We start from the raw sequence: 21,858 nt of genomic DNA, 5'->3' as shown, positions 1-21,858 counted from the left end.
TTACACCTCTTTTCGCACAGGTGGTCTGGTATCAAAGGCATGGAGCAGTTCTTCAAATACAGGGTGGAACTGTATCACACCGACACGACCATATAAATCACTGATAAGGCATTGCCCGTTTTCCAAATCACGCAATCGCTTCTGATTGTTTTCGTCCTCTGGGTCTACACCAAAAAAGGCTAAGGTCTTTTTAATCTCGTTAAGGTCAGTGGAACGAAATGCAAATTTTAAGCCGAGGTTATTTTTCAGTTTTTCATCTAAGAGGTCGTCTGTATTTTGGGTCACGAAATATACCCCAGCGTTCATAGCACGACCAGCCCGAACCAGCTTCATAGATAGTGTTTTTCCTTGTGCTACCTGTAAAAAGCTCCATGCTTCGTCTAAATCTACAATCTTGAAAATGCTTCGGTCTGTATGGATAAAGTCTAAAGCAAAGGTACTAATGACAATCAGCATAGCAACGGATAAAAGCTCCATAGTGGTATATTCCTCAAAGGAAGTTTCCTTGTCGGGAAGTACCAAGTCCGCAACCTGTATAATGTTCAGTTGTTTTTCTAAGCTGATAGACTGCTCCACATAACCATTACTGAATAATAAATGTGCAAAGTCATAGTCTGTAAAACTTTCGATATGGTCGGCTATACTGGTACTTAGTGGCGTATTCTCAACCCGTAATTCCTCAATCACTTTCATCAACCCTCGTACTTCACTATTGGTTACTGCACGAATGGCTTTTCTAAGGATTGGGAAGCGTTCCCCATCACGAGAGGAAATCCCCGTAAGGAATGTCAGAATATCAATAGCCAGTGATTCAGAATCTTTGGGATTTTTCATAATCACATAAGGGTCAAGTAAGCCTTTGTTTTTCTCATCAGAAGTCAGAGTGACGATATTGATTTCATGGGAAATCTCTGGCAAGGTTTCTTTCCATCTGCCACGTTCTGCTTTTGGGTCTACAATCACTGCTTGTGCCCCATAAAGCACCGCATAATAGACGATAAGGTTATTCGCAAAGGATTTACCACCACCCAGCGAACCAACAAAAGCCGACGCTAACGCATTGGTTACTGAACCCTTAACCCCTTGACTGGCAAGAGCAGGTTTCAGATAGACATTGCGTCCAGTATCTAAGCTGTAGCCAACATAAATCCCCTCATTTTCCCCCAGCATTTGAGTAGCACCAAAACCTAAACCAGCGAGGAAATCAGAGGTCACGTATTGAATATAATCATTCATATAACGCTTGCTGGCAGGTAAAAATTCTTCATGTAAGCCGAGCATATCCCCAAATGGTCGTACCAGTTTTACGCTTAAATCGTCATAAAAATCTTTCACTTCATTACAACGACGTTTGAGTTCGTCAAGATCATTTGCTGATACCCTTACCACATAAGACAGCTTGTACATAGATTCCTTGCTTTGGTCTAAATTGGTTTCCAGCTCATTCACACTTTCCAGAGCTTCCGCCACATTGGAGCTGGTTTCATTATCACTTTGCCAAGCGTGGTTATCCAAGTCTTTCAGTTCTTTCTTTTTATTGCGGACAGTAGATAGGGCTTTACGATTCGCTACAATTTCCACATTCATTGACGTATCAATCGGGAATGTAAATTGCTGTTGCTGGTAGTAGAAGATTTCAGAGGACGGGAAGTCCAGTTCTCCGACAATGCTGTTAATGGTAAAGTAAGCTACATAGACGGTTTCATCTTCCTGCTGGATTTTCAAATATCGCTGTTTTTCTTCCACCAAACAGCGAGTAGGCTTAATCAAGTCATAGTATTTAATCAGCGTTTCATTATCCAGCTTTTTCTTTGATAGATGGTACTCATACTCTTCATAGGCAGTGCCTGTCTGTCCGTAAAGGTGTTCAATCAGATAGCCGAAGTCGTCCTTATCTAACCTGCGGATTTTGAAACGACGAGAGATTTTATTTTCTAAGAGCTTTTCCATCTTCTGAAAACGCAGGATTTCATCATTACTCATACTAACAAAATCGCCCATCAGCTTATGGTTCACATCATAGACAAAATCAGACAAAGCATTTTTTGCTTCAACGGTAAGACTTTTCATAGAAAACTCCTGATCGTTGAGAAGCAACTTAAAGCCGATAAAGAAACGGTAGTTCACTTGATTTTCGCCAATCATGGATATTAAAGCGTCTGTCTGTTGGTCGATTTTGTCATAGGCAACCGCTTTGAGCTTGCCAGTGACTTCATTTTTGGAACGCTCTTGTGCAGAACGTATGCTGGATTCTGTACTGATTTGTAAAGCATGAATTTTGCCATCACGATTTTGTGCGATAAGCTGTCTGAAAGAATCATGCACTTGTATTTTCTGTTCTGGACTTAGAAATGAGTAATTGTAAGGAACAAGCTCATAGTAAGCATAACATTCCCCGTCTTTATTCCAGACGAGATTGTTTTCAATGTATTTAATTGGATATGCCATAAAATTCACTCCTAACTGCTGTAATGGCTTCTTGTGGCTGGTTTCTGCCAAGCGTTACTTTTTTTCCTGCATAGGTCAGCTTTGGTCGCAGTGCATAAGCAATGACAGACTTCAAAAATCCATAAGGCTTTTTACCATCAAAAGTTTTTGTAGACATAAACCATGTGAAAGCCACAGGAATCCCAAAGTATTTGAGAAATGCTCCCTCTATCATGGAAAGAGGGGGCAAGTTGCCAAGTATCATCACTGCAAAGAGTGACACGACAAACCATGTCATTTGCGTAAAGGTTATGGGAAACGGAAGTCTAAAATCATTGATAGAATACAGTACCTTTTCCACAGACCAGATACTGGTATAGCTTCGTATTTTCTTCATGTAATCAATCCTTTCATAAAAAATAGGGGTAGCTGATTGAGCCACCCCGTAAAATAGAAAATCTGCCAGTAGTAATGTACCGACAGATTTAATAGACGATTTCAAAAATCCCATGATTGGTTGAGATAAACGTTCCTGAAAGGTCTAAATCCCGACCATAGGCTTGATAATCAATATAGTTTTGAAGACTAGCTGGTACTTCGCCTAAAGCACCCGTTTCTTCAATGTAGTAGCGTGCCACGTCATACATATCATCACAATCGGAATGAATGATAATATCCTCTTGATGTTCGCTTAGTTCTTCAATGCTTGAAAAATGAGTGAGCAGAGCAGATAGCTCCGATTGTAATTCTTCGGGTAATTCCGATACCATTTCCCATAGTCGATTGAGTTCGCCAATGGAAGTGTATTCGTCAACCGTAAAGGGTAACTCGTAGTCATGAATGGCGTATTCCTCATATTCATCATTCAAGCCGATTTTCTCTTTGACTTCCTCAAAGTCAATGGGAAAGGTAAACCACGCACCGACCAATTCGCCCTCATTGTATTTGCCTAAATTCGCAATATAGACTTGCATATCGTCCATATATTCACGTCCTTTCTTTGTAGAGATTCAAAAATCCCTACCGCACTTCGTTTGGTGTACCATTCCTTTGCGGAACATAAGAAAACCACTTATATTCCACAAAAGAACGGTTTTATTTAAGCACCAATAATGCGATTGAATAGCTCTAGTAAAATGTCTTTTACTCCAGCAGCGTTGAAGACTAAGCCAACCGCAATAATCGCAATAATTAAAAAGCCAATCAGTTTGCTAAACTCACGCTTGAAGCCAAGATACAAGCCAATCACAACGATTGCTAAAAGCACCAGTGATTGAGCGTTTGATAGAAACCAGTTATAAAGGTTTTGTCCAAAATTCATAAAAATGTTCTCCTCTCTATATTCAATGAATTTGTATTTGAGTTATTTTTTTGTTGTTATCACGTCCTGTTCTTTTACTGACTGTTGCTTCAAAATCTGCTTGTGTCGGTCTGTCAGTTTCGCATGGTCGAGAATGTCTTTTACAACCTGCGTCTGGTTGATTTCATCAAGTTTAATCGCAACCTTTAAGGTCGGGGCAACTTGATGAGATAGCCAGTTCAGCGTCCTTTGGAAGGAGTAAGGCTCTGGTTTTGTGGTTAGTTTTAATCGTTCACGATTGTTCCCAATAAACCAAGCCCATTCTTCATTCAGTTTCCAATCAGAACGAGGTTTGGAATCGTCTTTATCTACAAAACGGATATACCGATTGATAATTTTAAAGGCGGTATGCTCTGGATTGTCATAGACGAGTAAATCACGGACTGCATAATAGGCACGCTCATTTTTCAATCGAATCTCAAAACGGTTTTTTACTTCTGCGTCTTCAATGGGAATATCATTTTTCTTGTACTGCTCGTAGTCCTTTTCATAGATACAGAAATAAACTTCACTTTGTAATGAACCGATATAGAGGGTGTTTCCCATACATTCCTTTTCCTCTTTGCGTACCAGTTCGCCACTGCGATAGCTTTTAAAACTGCGGAAGACGGAGATACATTCTTCCTGTTGGCACTTTTCAGTGAGTACAGGGATATTCAAAATCCCTGTCTTATCGTTAATGGCAAGGTCAAGGCGTTTCATCACACCGCCAGCCACCAAAACGTCCATAAAGAACTCATACCAGCTTCTTTGTTGTGCCAGAAGATAGCTTTCAAATTGTCTGCACCCACGACCTTTCAATTCCACCAGAACTCCTTTGTCCAGTTCATGGGAGCAAAGGACGAATATGTCGCCTAAAGCATAATGCTCTGAATAAGAATAGAAACCATAGTCCTCATGAAGAAAATAGGACAGTTTCAGTTGTAAGATGTTTTCGACCACCTGCTGTACGTCTGTTGTCGGAAAGCGAATCCTTACATAATCAAACAGCATTTCAAGGGGAGCGTCGGGATTGAAGCGTTCCAGAGCTTCCCAAAGGGACTGCTGTAAATCCTCTGATGGCTTGACTTTTCCTGTTTCAATATCGCTTAGATACTGCCTTGTAATACCAGTCGCAACAGCTAAACGGTTTTGAGATAGTCCATAAGCCAAGCGTTTTTCTTTTAAATGCTGTAACCAAGTTTGTTCATTCAGTAAAAATCCCTCCAATCAAAAAGGCGTATGTCAACTTTTAAAGCCCATTTGACATACGCTGAAATTTTGTAAATCCCTTGTAACCAAAGGATTTTCTAATGTTTTTTTGACTGTTTCCTGTCGATTTGTACCCCCCTGTTAGATACGGGGGGTTAAGTGCTGGCGTGGCTATTGCCACACCAGCCAGCAAGATCAGTCCACACCTGCGACTTCCGCTTCGCACGTCGCCTGCGTGGACTGTCTGCTGTTGGATAACTTTTTAATTTCCTCCAAGAAATCATATCCTTTTGGTACAAGGGGAGTATAAAACTCTGATATGACACTTGTTCCTACATCAACATAGCCACGACCTTTGATTCGCTTTAAGAAGAAATCCTTTTGTACGTCACTGCCAAACATCATGCCATAGCCCATTTCAGACATACGACCTAAAGCCACTCTGAAATTAAACTGATCACGGATTCCGTCGCCTAAATATTTTGCGTCTGGACGTTGACAAGCCAGTATTAGAAAGAAGCCAGCTTGACGACCTAACATGACAATCTGTTTCAGCTTATTCATAACTGCGGTGTTTTCTTTTGTTCCCAGCATTTCCATGAAAGCGACGTATTCATCAAAGATTAAGAAGTGTGCCGGGAGACCTAAGTAAGCATAATTTTTGCCAGTCTTATAGTTCTTCATCTGCTTCATTTCCTCACTACGTTTCATCATTTCTTCATAGAATGTTTCAATGCAAGAAAGCAAGTCTTCTTTTCTATAGTAGACATTTGCCATCACAGAACCTAAGTCCGCAAGGTCAGCATTTTTCGGGTCAAGAATATACAGTTTTGAATCTGTATGAAGCAAGGCTTCAATCAGTGTCAGTATAAAGTAAGTTTTACCGCCACCTGTACCACCAGCAATCAACATATGAGGGAGCTTATCATATTCCCACCATACGTTTTTCATTAAGCGAAGTTTACCATCTTTAGCTTCTACTTCATCAATAGAAATACGACTGGCTATGGTGTCATAGAGCAAAGTATATTCCACATAGGAATCCTTTAACTCTTTATCCGTCAGCTCACAGTACAAGCCACTCTCTAATTTCTTTTCCAAGTGTAAGAGTTGGTCTTGATATTTTCCCAGCGTGATTTCCACCCGTATCTGTATCAAGCCATTTTTAAGTCGATAATACATTTTAGGGAAGTAGGTTATCTTTTCCTTTGTACGACCAGCACTATCTTTAAAGAAACCCTCTGTTTTGACCTGTTCAGATTCATACCACTTGTTTTCAAGTATCATCTTTGCCAGTTTTTGACGGTGGTAAAGTTGTTTAACCGTATCATAGCGAACCCGTTTGAATACAAACGCTACCAGCAAGCAGATAAGAATTGCGACACTGAAACTGATAATTAAATAGGGAATGTCAATCTTATCTGCTTGTGATAGGTTAAAATCCTGCCAGTTGATCTGCTGGATTGTCTTCACATGAAACAGTCCGACAACCAGCAGGAAAACAGGCAGGAGTGACGCTATCGTAAAATGAAAGACTAAATCTTTACCAGATGGGCGAATCCTTTTACCACGCTGTTTCATGCGAAAAAGTCTCCTTTCTACCTAGCGACTATTTGTCTTGTGTCGGTTCTTTCTTTGCTTGTGGTTGAGCTTTGAATGAACTAGAATCCTTTGTCAGCACAATATCGTCTGCCTTGATATACCAGTCAACATCTGCTCCTTGATAGGTGGCAGTAGCAACGGTGTCCGCAATGGGATTGATAAGTTCCACCCGTGCGTTATAATCAAACTCTTTCAAAGGCACGCTGGCAGGAATACTTACTTGAATCATGCGTCCTTGTCCTTTGGATTTTAAGTCATAGGTACGTTCCTTGATTTCATCTGAAACCGACCCGTCTTCATTTTGGATTCTCACTTCACGACGTAGAGCAGAGAATTTCAATTCTCCAAAAGTCGTGTCTTTATCTAATACAATGCCATTTGCTAATCTCATCATTTTTCCTCTCTTTCTTTATTCTTTTATCATGTCGTCAGCATGTAAAAGGTAATTTGTAAAACCACGAGTGCCGATTTTGTAGCCCTCTGCGGTAATACGTGGATTGACTAACTTCACACGTTCCTCAAAGCCGAAATGTTTTTCGCCAGCTTCAGCAGGAAGCACCACCACAATATCATCTGCTCTTTGAACATCAGAATAGAGATTATAGCTTCTTGATAAGACAGTTAGCCGTCCGTTGATTCTTCGCTGAACGACTTTATCCTCGCCAGCAAATTCTAAATTGCCGAATGTTTTTTCCATGTTGGGAATCACAAATTTAAGTTCCATATTTTTACCTATCCTTTCTTTTTTATTGGCTGAATGAATGTTTGATGGTCTTAAAGAGTGGGGAACGACCTTTTGATTCTTGATTTTTTGTTTTCATAAGTTCACTTCCTTTCAAAATCGGGTAAAAAAATAGACACCTCATTTTTTGAAGTGTCTACCTATTAAATATTCAAATTTTATTGGAAGTATCTTTATATCTTCACTTTTCAAGGATAAATCGTCGTATCAAAGCTCATTCATAAGTAGTAAATTAGTAGTAAATTGAGTGGTTTTGACCTTGATAAAGTGTGATAAGTCCAGTTTTTATGCGGATAACTAGATTTTTATGCTATTTTTCTAATTAAAAATTAGATAAAACAGAAATACCATATAGTTAATTAGTATTTTCATCATTTAATCAACTAATCAGCCTTCCCAACATCAAGACCATTGGACTCCTTTTGTGATTGCACTCGAATCTCCAATTGTTTATTCTTCTGAATAAACTGTTGGTAAGGAATTGTATTACTAAACATAAAAACACCTAGTAATGCAAATGTAACTAATTTTTTAATTCCACGTTTTTTTCTCATGCAATGAAACCCCTTTCTTTTTCCTTGTTTTTATTCTAACATATGTAGTTTATTCAGTCAATTATTTTTATTGCATTTTGAACTTTTTTTTTTTTTTATTACTATAAAGAATTATTTATTCTTTTAACTTGCTATTTTGAACTAAAAATTTTATAATGAAATTAAGCAAATAGGAAGGTTTATTATCTTTAATGAATACACTCGCAGAGAAATTCAGATTAAAAAGAAAAGAGCTAGGACTCTCCCAACAAACTCTTGCAGAAGGAATTTGTGAACAAAGCCAGATTAGTAAAATTGAGAGAGGGCATTTCATTCCCTCCGCAGACCTTTTGTTCAAACTCTCACAACGACTTGAAGTACCATTAGATTATTTTTTTAATGAACAAATTGAAATTAAATCTAACCTCTCTAATTTCAAGCAATTATCTGCTCGACTATTAGATGACAGAAATTATGAAGATTTGGAATATATTTATAGAATAGAGATTGAACGAAGTACTTTTCTAACACTAGAAGACCGAACTTACCTTGAATGGATTAAAGCTATTATTGACTTCTATCAATATGACAGTAAGTGTGAGGCTATTTCTTCATTGGAAAATATATTATTAAAAGTCTCCTCAAATACTCTGATTTATTTAAAGGCATTGAATACTCTATCTAATTTCTATTCCTTAGTGGGTCGTGAACAAGAATATGAGGCAAACTACTCTCATTTAATGGAGTTATATCAGACAAAAAATTTTGAGCATCAAGAGTTTTTATTTGGCTACATCAGAGTTCGTTACAACTACTCTCACTACCTAGTGTCAAAGGAAAAATATAACGAAGCTATCCAAGAAGCTCTTGAGACGATTGAACTCTGTAAACAAAGACAGACAAGCTACCAACTGGCTCCCCTACTTATTCTTGTAGGAAATGCTGGAGCCAAATTTCTAGACAAAGAACAAGTCAAAAATTATTATATAGAAGCAAGAGAGTTATGTAAGATTTATAACAATCCTTTAATGTTGATGAAGATAGAAAATTATTTGAAGGAATTAGATACTGTATAGTTAATCTTGACATTATAGTTTTTCTGAAACGTTAAATAACCTGTAAGGCTGATAGTGATATTAATACTATCAGCCTTATAATTTTTCCATGGTATCTCCAATAACTATACTGATTTTGTTTCCCGTTCTAATTTGGTAACATTTTGATTTCTTGTATTATCAAGTATATTGATAAAATTCTCTAATCTCCTAACCTTATATTCGTAATCATCTATCCATTTAGTCATAAATCTTTGATTTTCTTCGATTTCTTTCTCCACCTGCTCCAGTTTGATAGTTGAAGTCAGGTTCATCTTGGCAAAGAGATTGAAAAGAAAAATGATAAATAAGAGTAAACGATAAGATAAAACCATTGAGCAGTTGAATTTATCCAACAAATCAATAAAAAAACTAGTAAGGAAATAAGTGAATAAATATAAGGAGATATTTGCTCAAAATGATGATTTTTTTGTATCGTATGTGATAACTAAATCTACGACTGATGCAATAAAAAATATCATAATTCCAAATATGTTTTATAAAAGATACACATTTTATATAATGGTTGTCTGGGTTCCTATTTTTGAAAACATATCCCTTCTTCTTTTGAAATTTTCTTACTCAAACGATTGATAAACTTATTCACTTTAAATACGATATTCTCATATCTATTGCTCTCTAATTCTATCTGGATACCTAACTCATTCAATTCCTTCTCAACAACATCAATGCCAATTTTATCAGTTATATTCAATTTTGAAAGATTCAATTTCATTTTTTGCTTATTTTCAACTGAAGCCAGTAAATATTCTGCTACTTGATTTAAGGTTGTCACTCGTTCTTGCAAAGCATTGATTCTCAATTCTGAAGCTGCCAATTCATGAATTAAATCATCTTTAATTGTAATATAAGAGTGCTTATCCATATCCAGCTCAAGTAAAGTATACACTTCCTCAATCTTCTCTTTAATCATATCGACTGTCGTTTTTCTGCGGAATGGAATCGTTTGATTTTCAGAGCTGAACTGTCTAATCAAGGTTCGACCTTTCATGTAGCGATTCTTCTCAGGATCGTCTTTATGATAGACATAGTAGGAGCTAGTTTCTCTAATAAAAACTTTCACCTTCTCCTCTTCAATATCGAGCTGCATATTCGGCACAAAGATAAGCCCCTCCTGACGAATACCAAACTTGACCTTGATGTAAATACCATCATCTACTACTTTTTCAATTTGATTGAGTGACAACTCTACCTCAAACTCATGAACGGCATCTCTGTTGCTCTTGAACTCTTGATAGAATTCCCAGAACTTCTCATCTCTTGGGAGTTCTTTTTCTTTGGAAAATTTTTCTTCTTGATAAAATTGAACCAAATCCTCAATTTCTGGATTTTGCCAATCTTTTCTACTCTCAAAATAATCTTGGAAAAATTCTACACCATAAAGATTTTTCTGGTCTAGTTCTGTCTCTTTCACCTCCACTCCTGCCAACTGGAAATACACATGCTTTTGTTTGGGAATGATAGTTAGATCAAAAAGTTTCGCAGTTTCAATCAAGTCATCTATATTCTCAGCCTTTGATAAGAGAAATTCCATGAGTTCTTCCATTTCCCTTTTGGCAAAGTAATTCTTAAAAAATTCTTCTGTATAAGGTTGCTTGCGATTGAGTTTATTGCCACGCACCACCTGTTTCATGGATGAGTCCGTCATAAAAAAGGTCGCATGCTTGTGGCTAAAATCCATTTCTACATGTAGTAGTGGAGCATTCTTTTTGAAATCCTCAAAGTCTCTAGAATGTTCCATCAAAAAATAGAGTCGCTGCTTGAGTTCATACTTGTGATTGGTCTTGCGATAAACTTCATACTGCTGGTGAGAATAGCGATTCTCTATAATTTTCGCCCCTGCAATTTTAGAAAATCTATCTGAAATCATTCGAAGATTTCGCTCCACTTTATAATCCCACTTAAGTTTTTTGTCAGAATTGCTGTCAACCGAGTTTATAATGATGTGATTATGCAGATGGTCTTTATCAACGTGGGTCGCAACGATAAAGCGAAACTTTCCACTAGTCAATTCTTTCATGGTCTCATAACCAATCTGATTGATTTGTTCAGGAGTGAGATTGTCCTCTGGCGAAAAGGACTGAATAATATGGTGAGCATGGATTTGTCGTTGTTTCTCCTCCAGCCTATCGTGTCGAAAATTGTAAAGCGTGTCATTGTTGATAAAATTTTCATGATACATCTGCACCATTTCCTCATAGCTAGGAAAGTCCAGAAAATTCCTCATATCATAATCCGACACTAAGGTAAGATTTTTTGTTTTATCAGGATTGAGAATATACTTGATGAGCTTTCTGCGATAACTCTTTCCATGAATGGCAAAATGCTTAGTGATGACCATGGAACTCCCTCAGCTTTTGAGCTTGTATTGTAAATTCTTTCTCAACTTCTTTTATCAATTCAGCGATTCCCTTTTTCAACTCTTGCAATTCTTCGCTAGAAATCAACTGAGATTGGTTCACACTTCGAGCAATCTGATTGATGTTATTGCCAATCCTCTTCAACTCAAACACTAAGTCTTGGTAGCCATTTGTATCAATGGTGATGAAATTCATTCCAGGGTCAAGTAGGGTGCGTCTCGCATATTCAGAAAAAGATTGGCAGCTACTTTGGTCGATATTTCTATTTAGTTGGTTCAACTCAATATCAGACAAAAACACTTTCTTGAGATTGATTCGGTAACGATGTTCCATGTGTCTACCTCATATATTTGTCTTGGAAGTCTTGACTGAGAGGAATGGAGTTGCCAACTTCTTTAATCAATTCCTGTACGCAGGTTAAGAGAATAGATACATGTTCCTGGGTGACTTGACGTTCTGACTGGATCGAAATTAAAATCTCATGAACATCACGGCTGATTTGTTCTAGTTTTTGAGATTGCCAAAGGGTGAACCATATCTCTATCTGTTTTTGTAAATCAGAGGAGAGTAAACTTTTACGGAGAAAATCTGAAAAATTAGTATCTCCCTGCTCTCTCATCAAAGCTAAAATTTGCTTTTCCTCTTCATCTGTTAGGCGAAATTGTTTTCGAATATCACGCACGTCTCGTTTCATACTACTACTTCCTTTCCAAAATACCTGTACTGACAATGTCTGCTACCGTACAATGTCAGTACACTTTTACACCAACTGATTTTCATTCTTGTAAGGCTTTGCGAGCTCAGATATTGTGTCCACAATATCCCAAAAATCATATCGCCAGCCTACCAAAACCTTCTAGTTTTGACAGCCAACGATAAGATAACTTGGTGGCTCCGCCCCCAAACCCCAGTTAAAAATTGAGGATTGATTTTCTTAGAGTGATATTAGGATAACAGGGAAGATTTGGAAAAGTTATCACAGCTAATATAGTTATGATTGACTTTCTCTGATTCTATGATAAAATTTCTGTAAACTAATATTTGGAGAAATAAAAATGCTGAGTCTAGATCAAATACATTTACTATTGAATACTCCCGAAGATGAGTTTCATGATTTTAAACAAAAATGGCATCATTCAAAAACTGAATTGGTGCGTGATATCTTAAATTTTGTCAATACATCACATCACGAAGATTGTTATATCATCTTTGGAATTGATAATATCACTTTAGATATAATCGGTGTAAAAAATGATGATAATAGAAGAAATGAAGAAGATCTAACAGATTTACTACATAAACTCTTTACATCAACAAATAATCAAATTAGAATTAGCATACAAACTGAAACTATAGACAACAAAGAAATTGACATCTTAATTATTCATGATACAGATAAAGTTCCTGTATTTTTAACAAAAGATTATAAGCCTAAGAAAGATACTGCATTACAAAAAGGATTAATATATGCTAGAAATGGCTCTATAAATACTCCTAAAGACTCCTCTGCTCCATTTGAGTTAATAAATAAGTTGTTTCAAAAGTTTAATCATACCGACTTAAATATCAAAGAGCAATATTTTCATGTTTTAAAAGACTATAAAAATTGGTTCTTCGTTGAAAATGAAGACGGAAGATTTTTTATTTATAATCCTAATCCCGATTTTTATATTAAACTTACCGACGATGATGCAAATCGTTTCAAAACTATGCCTTATAGTTTAAATCAATACCAAACCAATGTTGATTGGCAATTAGTACAACTTCGTTATCGACACCTTACAATTATCGACTTTATGGCTTTGTATTTAGATCAGGGAAATTGTCTAGTGCCCTCCCCTGATTTAGAAGATTTTGAATGTGGTTATTCTGACACTATTTATTACCACTGTTTATACAAAAATACTTTAAAATACCAATTGCTGAAAGTTTTCTCTTCAATATCTGGTCTCGAAAAATATCCTTTAGATAGATTTAAAAATAATATAGTAATTTATGATGATAAAATAGAATTAGAAAAGACTCACAACTTAATAAAAAGTAATTTTTCAACAGAAGAGATAATGAAGCAACTTGAAGTTACAGAAAAAGATTTCGATTTTTACTATAAAAAAGCTAGACATAAAAATCCTGATTATAGTATCCAAGAAAATCAAGTAAATCTAACTGAATTAAACTTAGTTAGGTTATTGAAAAGTTTTCAAAAAACATATCTTGATAACCCACTATAATCAATCTTTTTAACTAGTAAAAAAGATAAAACAAGGCATAGAAATTAGTTTATCTAAAAAACTAATTTCTATGCCTTAATCATTATTAATTAATAACATTAACTAAATTGGATTGAGTCAGCAATGAATATATCTCATTAATATTTCTATTATTTTGCGGACTATTATTTCTCAATTTACAATATGTGAATATTAAGTGACTTTTTGCTCTTGAAAGTGCGACAAAGAATGCACTTTTATCTTCTTCCGGCTGATCATTAAAACTCCAGAATGCAGAATCCTCCAAGCCTAGAAAATAGACTACCTCATATTCTAATCCTTTACTCTTATGGATAGTCATAATTGGAATTGAGTTTTCACCCTTGAAACTAGAGACTGTATCTAGCCATTCACCTTGTGTTTGAGAATATTCTATGTATAATATCTTTGAAAAGTTCTTGACAATGATATCTAGGTCACTTTTTCCATTGTATGTTGAAAAATTGGAAATAATTCTTTTTTCATCTATTTTTTCAATAATACAATCAATTAATTTTAGCATACTTTCTTCATTGGGAATAAAATTTGAAATTAGGTAAGTAATATCACTAACTATATTGTCAATCTCCTTATAGGATTTTGCTAAAATTAATTCATCAGTTAACTCATCTATTCCATTGATATTTCCATAAAAATTACTAATATTTTCCCAAATTAAAGGATCTCGTTTTCCTTGACTGCATGATATTAAATCTAATAATAGGTTACACGTAGGATCTTTTAAAATATCCTGATATTCATTTTCAATTCTTGCTTTAATCCCTTTGCTATTTAATATAGATATCAATTCGAAACTATAAATACCAACCTTTTGTTTTGCTAGGATACAAATTTCTGATGGTCGTATACCTCCTTGAATTTTTGATTCTATATCATTTGCAATTAACTTAGCTTCTAAACTTTCATTTTCAAATTCAAATAATGTTATTTCACCCTCTTGAAATTCTGGATAATTATTTGTCTGAATAGAACTGTGATTACTATTTAATATCTGATGAACCTCTTTTTGAAATTCTACAAGCTTAGGTACAGAGCGATGATTCATCAACAATTGATATTCATTTGAATTAAAGTCTCGAATATAGTCTGGAAAAATATCAGGCTTTGCACCTGCCCATCTCATAATGGCTTGCTTATCATCTCCAACTGCTGTTAATTTACAAGACGAACCTAAAAAACAAGTTTTTAATAAATCATACTGGGCATATGTAGTATCCTGAAATTCATCTAGAAATACAAAATCGTATGTCATTTGAAGTGCTTTACGGATGTATTCGTTAGTATCTATTATTTGAGTACTCAACTTTGTTATTTGCCTATACAAGAGGACCGGCTTATTATCTTGTGTTCCTTTTAGTAAGTCAGTTTTAAACTTGTGATTATCCCCATTGTTAAGTATGATGTTTTCGACATATCTTCTTATATCTGACATTCTCATCCCATGAACATTAATGTCATTTTCATAAAGTGTTTCTTTTATAACATCCCAATCATCAATCAGGTAGTCTCTTGCTGGTCTTATATCTTCAGGGAGGGCATCTCTAAACTGATCTAAAATTCTCTTTTCAAATGCTGAATAGGTTAAAGAGGTAAATCGAGAAGCATACTCCTCACCATACCGTTTTTTCACTCTTTCTTTCAAGTTTGATGCGGCGTCTGTCTTAAAACTTAATGCTAAAATTTTTTTCGGAGAAATGCATTTATTTGTAGAGAATAGATAGTCTAACTTTTGAGCTAGTAATTCAGTTTTCCCCGAACCTGGTCCAGCAATGACTAGACTGTTGGTCACATCCTTGACAGCTCCTAAAGCAGCCTTCTCTAATTCAATATCTCCTTTAGGATGCCACTCTTCACTCCTCATCATGTTCAATATCTCCAAGTAATTCTTCAGCACGTTTAACCATTTTTTCAAACACAGGAGGTAGATTTCTTGTTAATTCATCATCGCTAATAGATGATAAAAATTGCATATGAGTTGTTGGTTTTCCTCTACCTAAAAAGAAATATTGATACCAAATCATGAGTTTCTTTTCCTCTTCAGTAAAACTATCACCTGACCCACTCTTATCTTTTAAAGTAGCTCTTATTGCTTCCTCTTTACGTTTGTTGAAACCTTCTAACTGCAATCTATCAAGACAGTCTAAATCACTCAATTTCACTTTTTTACTACTTCCATCCGAATCATTATATGAAACAACTGGTCCTTCTATTGGGGATAAAGTATTCAGATAATTGTCTTTATAATGTTGTAGCATCAAGAAATCAATATCTAAAGGCGATGAAAAGTAGACATTAAATTCTTCGAGTTTATTAAACCAATTAATCAGACGTTGAGCTCCTATCGATTCACAACCTCGTGACCCAATTTCATTAAAATCAAGTCTCTGAGTATTGAACCATTCTTGAAACTCTGTGTTCAGCTCATACAGATGTTGAGAAATGTATTTTATTCTTCCCCAACCACCTCCGTATCTCTCATTATCAAAATCCAACAAGGTAATATGAGGAATTCTGAGAGCATTCAATAATTTCCAAAAATAGTTGACATGTCTGCCCCCTAAAGGGACAATTGAAATCTGAGAGCTATCTACCTCTTTCCCAAGTAAATCAAAAAACTTTGGTAATAGCAGTTCCTCACTGTCGCCTTCACCTAAAACTACTAACTTCGCAAAATATAGTTCAGGATAAGCTTGAATTGCTCCTTTAATATATTTATAAGATTCATCTATAGCTAGAGGTAGCTGTATATCAGAAACAATGGTTTGAAGAACTCTGTCATTATTTTCTATTCTTAAATACTTCAAATCTTCTGGGTCAATTCTTTTTACAATAGCTGGAGAATGTGACGTTAAAATTACTTGAGAGTTGTCATTATTGCCTAATTGCTTAAACCTTTTTATCAGTTTTCCAATGTGGTGTGGAGCAATATGATTTTCTGGTTCTTCTATTGCTAGGATAGTTAGTACTGGTGGAATCAACTTAAATCTTGGATTATTAGGATTTTCTTCACGGTCTTTGGTAATTTCTAACTCAATATCAAGTATCGAATCAACAAGTGAAAAATAAAAAATAGATCTCAGTCCATCTCCTAGATCTGAAACTGTAAATGCTTCTTCAGTGGTTGTTGGTGAAAATTTTAAGGCAATCTGTCTAAGTGCTGCCGCCATCTCAGAAGAATTAATAATCAACTCTGCTTGAGAAAAACGGTTATCTTCATGATATAATTCCCATGACTTCTGAATCTCATTGTTGATCTGATTCAATGCTCCATTTTCAGATAAAAAGGTGTTATTCAACTCATCAATTTTATCTGTAATTTCATTTATCTCATCTTCGGTCCAATTTATACTATTTACCAACCTACTTAACATACTACCTGAAGCATTACCCAACTCCTTCTCAGGCGTTCTTGAAGCAGGTACATAAAGTACCCTAATTTTATCCAAATCCTTTCTAGGAGCACGATGTTTGTCTTCATCTCTAATAGTATCTTCATCAGATGAAATATAATAGAATTGAGTATCAATACTTCCTTCAACTGTTCCATCATCTTCCCAAGAAGATTCTAACCTGATTCGTAGAAATGGTTTGGCACCATCTTTAGAAACTGTAAAGTGTTCGAAAAACGATGGAATTGCTGGACTATAGGGAGTTCCATCAAGTTCATCAAACTCAAAAATAGTTTCTATAAAGAGGTTTCTAGTATTTTCTCCGGGCCTTGAACCTTTTGGAAGGTGAAAATCACTTTTTTTAATTATTCTATCATTTTGTTTGTCCGAAAACAGCTTACTCAATGCTTGTAATACAGTTGTTTTTCCCGAACTATTATTCCCAATCAGTACAGTTTGATTGTTTAATTCAATAATTTGACTTTCACCGAATGATCTAAAATTATTAATAATTACTTTTGTTAACTTCATTTCTTATCTCCATTACCTGAAACTAATTCACACAACCGTTCCTGTCCCACCTTCTACATCTCTTCCTCGACCCTACTCTATTACCCAAAAAGGCATTATTGAAGAGTGACAGAAGCTTAACCTTGATCTATTTTTGAAACATAGACACATCTTCTATGAATTCCTAGCAAATAGTTGAAATAGTACTTGTTCCGTTTTTATAACAGCTAAGGGCTATTGCGTAAAATTTATACAATTCGAGCAAATCTGTTTTTGTCAGGCCATGTGTCTTTCGTAGAATTTTATATTGTTACCAATTATAGCATGCTCTTTTTACTTGATAACACTATTATAACATTTAAAAATAAAAACAGATTCTGAACTAATAGAAAATATAATTCTAAAATTAGAATTTTTCTTGATAATCATATAAAATGCTACATTTCTAATAAACTTGTACTTATTTCCTTCAAACTACACAATTCTCGAGTTGTTGTAAGTTTGTAATTGACTCAAAAGTATTAGATATAATTTCAAAACAGTATTTTACTTTATAGTTGACCAATAACATTTAATTCTAACTAAAAAAATCATTATACAAATCAAGCTACTAAAAATGACTTTATGGTATACTAGTGATAATAAATTGTTATCGGTAGGGATTGAAAGTGAATGATAAAGTAGATTTAGTTGAAATAGAAAAGTTTTATAATGAACATGAAGTTATCTGGTATAACAGTTGGTATAGATATACGAATAAGTCAATTAAATTATTTTTACAGAAAAATTGTAGTTTTTCTAATGAGGAAATTATTCTAAATGCAGGATCAGGAGGGAATACTTACGGGCTATCAGGGAACACAATCCATATGGATATTGCTGAAAAAACATTAAGTACAATTTCTAACAAAATTATTGGAAATATAGAGAATATTCCTGTTATCGATGAGTACTTTAATCATATTATCTGTGTAGGCTCTGTGATAAATTATTGTGATGCCAGCAAAGTGATTAGTGAATTTGAACGTGTGTTAAAAGTTGATGGTACTTTATATTTAGAATTTGAACCTAGCAATAGTTTTGAGTATTTTGGAAGTAATAAGTATAAAAAATCCGTCTCTATAATTGAAACGGATTACTTAAAGACTAGACATCGTAATTGGATCTTTTCTATAAAATATATTGAAAATTTATTGAAATCACAAGGACTTCAAATTAATAAAAAACAGCAATTTCATATAATAAGTTCTATCATTCTGAGAATAACAAATAACTACGATTTTGCAACAAAGTTCACTGGACTAGATAAGATTTTTAAATTTTTTCCAGGAATCCGAAACTGTTCTAGTAATATAATTTTGAAATGTACTAAAATTCACTAGACATTATCTTTTTTTAGTAAGAACGGGAGTATGCTAACAATTATGCTAGAAATTCCACCAATTATAGGAGTAAAATTTGTACTTGTATCAATTCCAAAAACATTAAATATTTTATAATAAGAAACAATAATAATTGGAAAGACGACAATTGATATAAACATTGAAATTAAACCATTGTTTAGTTTCTTTTTTGATGCAGGTAGCTTCTCAATATTACCTGCACTTTTGATTTTATCTTTATTAACTTCAATAAACTGCAATGGTTCAGATAAAGCAACAAGGTTATTTTTTAAATCAGTAAAAGTATTTTGAATTTGATTAATGTATTGAAGTTTCTCACTTTCACTAAAAAAATGTTCATACCATTTTACATAGTATTCAAAATATAAAGATTGGATAATTCTTATATAAGTATCTTTTGAAATAGTCTTTATATTAGTATTTGAATTAATCATTAATCTTGCTTCAAAGCTACTAAACTCATTGTTAATACCTAAAGGTAGTGTATGGTAGACAGCATCTACTGTAAAAAAATTTTCTATTGATAAAATAATCTTAAAAATTTTACTCTCATCATCAATTTCACTTCCGTCATTTTTATTACTAATTTCACAGATGAAATAAGTAACTTCTAACAAATTCGATATATACATTCTTAATTCATTTAAATAACTAAGATAAGTATTATTTTTTCTGTATCCATCCTCAACGGCTATATATTCAATTACAACTGTTTTAACAGAACTTAAATAAGTGCACATTGCTAAACCTATATTTTGATCGTTTAAGAAAAGAGAGAAAAAGTAACTATCAAACCCTTCAGTTTTATTATCTAACCAATATGTTAGTTCGTTTGTATTCGTTATGATGTCAGAAGGGGTTACTCTTGAATAAATTTTAAGAGAATCGGCATAGTCAATATCGGAAGATGACTTAATTAATTTTATTTTGTAGTTGTTTTCAAGATACAGGTTATTCATTTTTGTTTCTCCTACCGATAACAATTTATTATCACTATACAAAGCACTCAAATAGGTTTATAATAGCATGATTATTGATAAAGGAGATTTTTATGGATTATAAACTTATTTCTACTTACTTAGATTATTGCAAAACTCATAAGCGTTTGAGTTCACACACGATTCGAGCTTATAAGAATGATCTTATGCAATTTTATAATTCAAACTATGATAATGTCGAATCCTATATCGAAGAGTTGACACAATCTAACATAAAAACGAATACATTAAGAAGAAAAATTGCTTGTATAAAGGTGTTTTATAATTATCTAAAATACCAGCACATAATTGAAGAGAGTCCCTTCAATCAATTACGCTTTCAATTTAGAACTGAAAAAATATTGCCTAAAACGATTCCGTATGATATTCTGAAAAATATTTTTTCATATTTAGAGCAGAGAGTAGTTATATCTAAAACTGACTATCAAAAACAAAAAGCTGAAAGAAATCTACTAATTATTTCCCTATTACTTTCAACAGGTATCAGAATTTCTGAACTTTGTCACATTCATCTCAAAGATATTAATCTTTCCAATAAGACACTCCATATTATAGGAAAAGGTAAGAAAGAGCGTATCCTATTTTTAGGAGATCAAACAACCTTCAATTTATTAGAAACATATATAAATAAAAACGGAAAGGAATCTAATGATTTCCTATTCCCAGGAAAATATTCGCCTAAACCATTGTCAGAGCAAAGTGTACGTTTAATTTTAAAGAAAATCGTTGAACAAAATAGCTTATCTAAAACTATTACACCACATATGTTTAGACATAGCTTTGCAACAATGCTTCTAGATAATGATGTAGATATTCGATATATTCAACAAATTCTTGGACACAGTTCTATATCAATCACACAAATCTATACTCACGTATCTCATTCAAAACAAAAAGAAATACTTAGTTCTTTCAATCCTATGTCAGTGATTCATTCTGAAATCGAGTAAGAGACATTTCCGAAGGTTACAGTTTACTTCATCTTAAATTAATGTTTGTAGTTCGACTTAAGTTAATAGATTTTATACTCAACAAAAGTAAAAAGCATACAAAACTCCACTTTAAATCAGCATTTATACTATATTCCGTATTAAGAACTCCATAATTGTTTTTCTAAAATATAACTTTCAAGTATCCTTAAATATATTAAAAAGAGATGGGCAAAATCTCAATTCCTGAAGAAAATGGAGTAAATCTTCCCATTATAGTTTGCAGCTTTAATTTTGCTAAAGATTTTTTTCGAATTTCATCTGCCTGAGTTTTTCTCTCTTCAATACTCGAAATATTTTTTCTTACTCGTCTTCTTATATATTTAGATGTTTCAAGAATAAAATCATTAGTTTCTAAAGACATCCTTTTACTCTGAATTTTAACTAAATTTTTTTAATAATACGTTTACCATACCAATAGTTTCTTTCTATTAACAGTCTAGAAATTTTATCAGGAAACATATAAGTAAATTTTTTAACATAATCTTTGTTGGAAAATTTTGCTGGCATAGCTTCTATGGTCATATTATGAGCCAGTTTAAACTCTTTTTGCAATTTTATATAAAATTCATTATATTGTCTCATTACTTTGCCCATATAATCTGCAACCTCATAATAAATATTTACTGTTTTATAACTCCTCTACGGAAATTATTACAAATTCCCTTTTTTAATTTGGTACTCTTCTGCAACAAGAGAAGCTGTTTTTTTATCGTACCTTTCACTATCGTAATAGAAAAAATAAGGAACCTGATAACCATACCACACGTTCAATCCTGTTTCCTTTTCCAATAATTTACAGAACTCCGTTGAATATTTCTTACAAAACATTGAAGTCATTATTTTAAATTGACCTTCAAATATTATTCCTCTATTTTGAAACTCTATAACAATCCCCTCAAATTCTTTTCCTAATATTGCTCTTAATTCCATAGTTTTCACCTATTCTTTCTATTTGATATTAACATA

At 33.9% G+C, this 21,858-nt stretch carries 23 protein-coding genes; 4 read left to right on the top strand and 19 right to left on the bottom strand.

Annotation, left to right across the window (positions count from 1 at the left end):
- From GOM47_RS03895 to GOM47_RS09645, 10 genes are all read right to left on the bottom strand, one after another.
- Positions 1 to 2,448, bottom strand: coding sequence for an ATP-binding protein (locus GOM47_RS03895; protein ID WP_000331160.1), 2,448 nt, complete (start codon positions 2,446 to 2,448; stop codon positions 1 to 3).
- Positions 2,432 to 2,824 carry a conjugal transfer protein gene (locus GOM47_RS03890; RefSeq protein WP_000723888.1) on the bottom strand — a complete coding sequence of 131 codons (393 nt, stop codon included), beginning with the start codon at positions 2,822 to 2,824 and terminating at the stop codon, positions 2,432 to 2,434. The genes GOM47_RS03895 and GOM47_RS03890 overlap by 17 nt, the downstream gene beginning before the upstream one ends.
- An 88-nt stretch (positions 2,825 to 2,912) precedes the next feature.
- Positions 2,913 to 3,410, bottom strand: coding sequence for an antirestriction protein ArdA (locus GOM47_RS03885; protein WP_000342539.1), 498 nt, complete (start codon positions 3,408 to 3,410; stop codon positions 2,913 to 2,915).
- A gap of 116 nt (positions 3,411 to 3,526) precedes the next feature.
- On the bottom strand, positions 3,527 to 3,748 hold the full coding sequence (locus tag GOM47_RS03880; RefSeq protein WP_001009056.1) for a hypothetical protein: 222 nt from the start codon (positions 3,746 to 3,748) through the stop codon (positions 3,527 to 3,529).
- A 42-nt stretch (positions 3,749 to 3,790) separates the two neighbouring features.
- The gene (mobT, locus tag GOM47_RS03875; protein ID WP_000398284.1) at positions 3,791 to 4,996 is read right to left on the bottom strand and encodes a MobT family relaxase; all 1,206 of its coding nucleotides are present in this window, start codon (positions 4,994 to 4,996) and stop codon (positions 3,791 to 3,793) included.
- 22 nt (positions 4,997 to 5,018) lie between these two features.
- Entirely contained in the window at positions 5,019 to 5,171 is a 153-nt protein-coding gene (locus GOM47_RS03870) for a hypothetical protein (protein ID WP_000879507.1), read from the bottom strand.
- Between the two features lie 2 nt (positions 5,172 to 5,173).
- A complete protein-coding gene (locus GOM47_RS03865) occupies positions 5,174 to 6,559 on the bottom strand; it encodes an FtsK/SpoIIIE domain-containing protein (RefSeq protein ID WP_000813488.1) in 1,386 nt (461 codons plus the stop codon).
- Between the two features lie 28 nt (positions 6,560 to 6,587).
- Entirely contained in the window at positions 6,588 to 6,974 is a 387-nt protein-coding gene (locus GOM47_RS03860) for a YdcP family protein (RefSeq protein WP_000985015.1), read from the bottom strand.
- 15 nt (positions 6,975 to 6,989) lie between these two features.
- On the bottom strand, positions 6,990 to 7,304 hold the full coding sequence (locus GOM47_RS03855; protein WP_000420682.1) for a YdcP family protein: 315 nt from the start codon (positions 7,302 to 7,304) through the stop codon (positions 6,990 to 6,992).
- Between the two features lie 401 nt (positions 7,305 to 7,705).
- Positions 7,706 to 7,876 (bottom strand): PhrA family quorum-sensing system peptide, encoded by a 171-nt coding sequence (locus GOM47_RS09645; protein WP_001227861.1) that lies wholly within the window; start codon positions 7,874 to 7,876, stop codon positions 7,706 to 7,708.
- Between the two features lie 191 nt (positions 7,877 to 8,067).
- Here GOM47_RS09645 and GOM47_RS03850 point away from each other — a divergent pair, with 191 nt between their 5' ends.
- Positions 8,068 to 8,931 (top strand): helix-turn-helix domain-containing protein, encoded by an 864-nt coding sequence (locus GOM47_RS03850; RefSeq protein WP_001093611.1) that lies wholly within the window; start codon positions 8,068 to 8,070, stop codon positions 8,929 to 8,931.
- A gap of 556 nt (positions 8,932 to 9,487) precedes the next feature.
- On the opposite strand, the gene GOM47_RS03840 is transcribed toward GOM47_RS03850, so the two are convergent.
- The 3 genes from GOM47_RS03840 to GOM47_RS03830 are packed head-to-tail and all read right to left on the bottom strand — an operon-like array spanning position 9,488 to position 12,024.
- On the bottom strand, positions 9,488 to 11,311 hold the full coding sequence (locus GOM47_RS03840; RefSeq protein WP_000237141.1) for an SAG1250 family conjugative relaxase: 1,824 nt from the start codon (positions 11,309 to 11,311) through the stop codon (positions 9,488 to 9,490).
- Positions 11,298 to 11,663 carry a MobC family plasmid mobilization relaxosome protein gene (locus GOM47_RS03835; protein WP_000401233.1) on the bottom strand — a complete coding sequence of 122 codons (366 nt, stop codon included), beginning with the start codon at positions 11,661 to 11,663 and terminating at the stop codon, positions 11,298 to 11,300. Before GOM47_RS03835 ends, GOM47_RS03840 begins: the two co-directional genes overlap by 14 nt.
- A 4-nt stretch (positions 11,664 to 11,667) precedes the next feature.
- On the bottom strand, positions 11,668 to 12,024 hold the full coding sequence (locus GOM47_RS03830) for an SAG1252 family conjugative relaxosome accessory protein (RefSeq protein WP_000817622.1): 357 nt from the start codon (positions 12,022 to 12,024) through the stop codon (positions 11,668 to 11,670).
- Between the two features lie 361 nt (positions 12,025 to 12,385).
- On the opposite strand from GOM47_RS03830, the gene GOM47_RS03825 reads away from it, so the two are divergent.
- Positions 12,386 to 13,561, top strand: coding sequence for an ATP-binding protein (locus GOM47_RS03825; protein WP_024478123.1), 1,176 nt, complete (start codon positions 12,386 to 12,388; stop codon positions 13,559 to 13,561).
- A gap of 85 nt (positions 13,562 to 13,646) precedes the next feature.
- On the opposite strand, the gene GOM47_RS03820 is transcribed toward GOM47_RS03825, so the two are convergent.
- Together GOM47_RS03820 and GOM47_RS03815 are read right to left on the bottom strand one after the other, a co-directional pair.
- Entirely contained in the window at positions 13,647 to 15,464 is a 1,818-nt protein-coding gene (locus GOM47_RS03820) for a UvrD-helicase domain-containing protein (protein ID WP_024478122.1), read from the bottom strand.
- A complete protein-coding gene (locus GOM47_RS03815; RefSeq protein WP_050198295.1) occupies positions 15,451 to 17,520 on the bottom strand; it encodes an AAA family ATPase in 2,070 nt (689 codons plus the stop codon). The genes GOM47_RS03820 and GOM47_RS03815 overlap by 14 nt, the downstream gene beginning before the upstream one ends.
- A 647-nt stretch (positions 17,521 to 18,167) precedes the next feature.
- On the opposite strand from GOM47_RS03815, the gene GOM47_RS03810 reads away from it, so the two are divergent.
- Positions 18,168 to 18,881: a methyltransferase domain-containing protein gene (locus GOM47_RS03810; protein WP_050198293.1), complete on the top strand. Its 714-nt coding sequence runs from the start codon at positions 18,168 to 18,170 to the stop codon at positions 18,879 to 18,881.
- Here GOM47_RS03810 and GOM47_RS03805 read toward each other — a convergent pair.
- Entirely contained in the window at positions 18,878 to 19,861 is a 984-nt protein-coding gene (locus tag GOM47_RS03805; RefSeq protein WP_050198294.1) for a hypothetical protein, read from the bottom strand. The genes GOM47_RS03810 and GOM47_RS03805 overlap by 4 nt on opposite strands.
- Positions 19,862 to 19,953: 92 nt before the next feature.
- Here GOM47_RS03805 and GOM47_RS03800 point away from each other — a divergent pair, with 92 nt between their 5' ends.
- Positions 19,954 to 20,850 carry a tyrosine-type recombinase/integrase gene (locus GOM47_RS03800; protein ID WP_050078262.1) on the top strand — a complete coding sequence of 299 codons (897 nt, stop codon included), beginning with the start codon at positions 19,954 to 19,956 and terminating at the stop codon, positions 20,848 to 20,850.
- Between the two features lie 196 nt (positions 20,851 to 21,046).
- Here the strand turns inward: GOM47_RS03800 and GOM47_RS03795 are convergent, their stop codons facing one another.
- From GOM47_RS03795 to GOM47_RS03785, 3 genes are read right to left on the bottom strand one after another with little or no spacing between them, the layout of a single operon-like run.
- Positions 21,047 to 21,253: a hypothetical protein gene (locus GOM47_RS03795; protein ID WP_050078263.1), complete on the bottom strand. Its 207-nt coding sequence runs from the start codon at positions 21,251 to 21,253 to the stop codon at positions 21,047 to 21,049.
- A 20-nt stretch (positions 21,254 to 21,273) separates the two neighbouring features.
- Positions 21,274 to 21,486 (bottom strand): hypothetical protein, encoded by a 213-nt coding sequence (locus GOM47_RS03790; protein ID WP_000521157.1) that lies wholly within the window; start codon positions 21,484 to 21,486, stop codon positions 21,274 to 21,276.
- A 57-nt stretch (positions 21,487 to 21,543) separates the two neighbouring features.
- Positions 21,544 to 21,822 carry a hypothetical protein gene (locus GOM47_RS03785; protein ID WP_000423012.1) on the bottom strand — a complete coding sequence of 93 codons (279 nt, stop codon included), beginning with the start codon at positions 21,820 to 21,822 and terminating at the stop codon, positions 21,544 to 21,546.
- Positions 21,823 to 21,858 lie beyond the last annotated feature (36 nt).

The sequence above is a fragment of the Streptococcus oralis genome (assembly GCF_021497945.1).
Taxonomy (GTDB): domain Bacteria; phylum Bacillota; class Bacilli; order Lactobacillales; family Streptococcaceae; genus Streptococcus; species Streptococcus oralis_BR.
The sequence above is the reverse complement of the archived record's forward strand: the minus strand, read 5'-3'. Positions and strand labels throughout refer to the sequence as shown.

Excerpts from the sequence above, each read along its gene's own strand:
- GOM47_RS03895 (WP_000331160.1), bottom strand. The coding sequence starts at position 2,448 with ATGGCATATCCAATTAAATACATTGAAAACAATCTCGTCTGGAATAAA.
- GOM47_RS03890 (WP_000723888.1), bottom strand. The coding sequence starts at position 2,824 with ATGAAGAAAATACGAAGCTATACCAGTATCTGGTCTGTGGAAAAGGTA.
- GOM47_RS03885 (WP_000342539.1), bottom strand. The coding sequence starts at position 3,410 with ATGGACGATATGCAAGTCTATATTGCGAATTTAGGCAAATACAATGAG.
- GOM47_RS03880 (WP_001009056.1), bottom strand. The coding sequence starts at position 3,748 with ATGAATTTTGGACAAAACCTTTATAACTGGTTTCTATCAAACGCTCAA.
- GOM47_RS03865 (WP_000813488.1), bottom strand. The coding sequence starts at position 6,559 with ATGAAACAGCGTGGTAAAAGGATTCGCCCATCTGGTAAAGATTTAGTC.
- GOM47_RS03860 (WP_000985015.1), bottom strand. The coding sequence starts at position 6,974 with ATGATGAGATTAGCAAATGGCATTGTATTAGATAAAGACACGACTTTT.
- GOM47_RS03855 (WP_000420682.1), bottom strand. The coding sequence starts at position 7,304 with ATGGAACTTAAATTTGTGATTCCCAACATGGAAAAAACATTCGGCAAT.
- GOM47_RS09645 (WP_001227861.1), bottom strand. The coding sequence starts at position 7,876 with ATGAGAAAAAAACGTGGAATTAAAAAATTAGTTACATTTGCATTACTA.
- GOM47_RS03850 (WP_001093611.1), top strand. The coding sequence starts at position 8,068 with ATGAATACACTCGCAGAGAAATTCAGATTAAAAAGAAAAGAGCTAGGA.
- GOM47_RS03840 (WP_000237141.1), bottom strand. The coding sequence starts at position 11,311 with ATGGTCATCACTAAGCATTTTGCCATTCATGGAAAGAGTTATCGCAGA.
- GOM47_RS03835 (WP_000401233.1), bottom strand. The coding sequence starts at position 11,663 with ATGGAACATCGTTACCGAATCAATCTCAAGAAAGTGTTTTTGTCTGAT.
- GOM47_RS03830 (WP_000817622.1), bottom strand. The coding sequence starts at position 12,024 with ATGAAACGAGACGTGCGTGATATTCGAAAACAATTTCGCCTAACAGAT.
- GOM47_RS03825 (WP_024478123.1), top strand. The coding sequence starts at position 12,386 with ATGCTGAGTCTAGATCAAATACATTTACTATTGAATACTCCCGAAGAT.
- GOM47_RS03820 (WP_024478122.1), bottom strand. The coding sequence starts at position 15,464 with ATGATGAGGAGTGAAGAGTGGCATCCTAAAGGAGATATTGAATTAGAG.
- GOM47_RS03815 (WP_050198295.1), bottom strand. The coding sequence starts at position 17,520 with ATGAAGTTAACAAAAGTAATTATTAATAATTTTAGATCATTCGGTGAA.
- GOM47_RS03805 (WP_050198294.1), bottom strand. The coding sequence starts at position 19,861 with ATGAATAACCTGTATCTTGAAAACAACTACAAAATAAAATTAATTAAG.
- GOM47_RS03800 (WP_050078262.1), top strand. The coding sequence starts at position 19,954 with ATGGATTATAAACTTATTTCTACTTACTTAGATTATTGCAAAACTCAT.
- GOM47_RS03795 (WP_050078263.1), bottom strand. The coding sequence starts at position 21,253 with ATGTCTTTAGAAACTAATGATTTTATTCTTGAAACATCTAAATATATA.
- GOM47_RS03790 (WP_000521157.1), bottom strand. The coding sequence starts at position 21,486 with ATGGGCAAAGTAATGAGACAATATAATGAATTTTATATAAAATTGCAA.
- GOM47_RS03785 (WP_000423012.1), bottom strand. The coding sequence starts at position 21,822 with ATGGAATTAAGAGCAATATTAGGAAAAGAATTTGAGGGGATTGTTATA.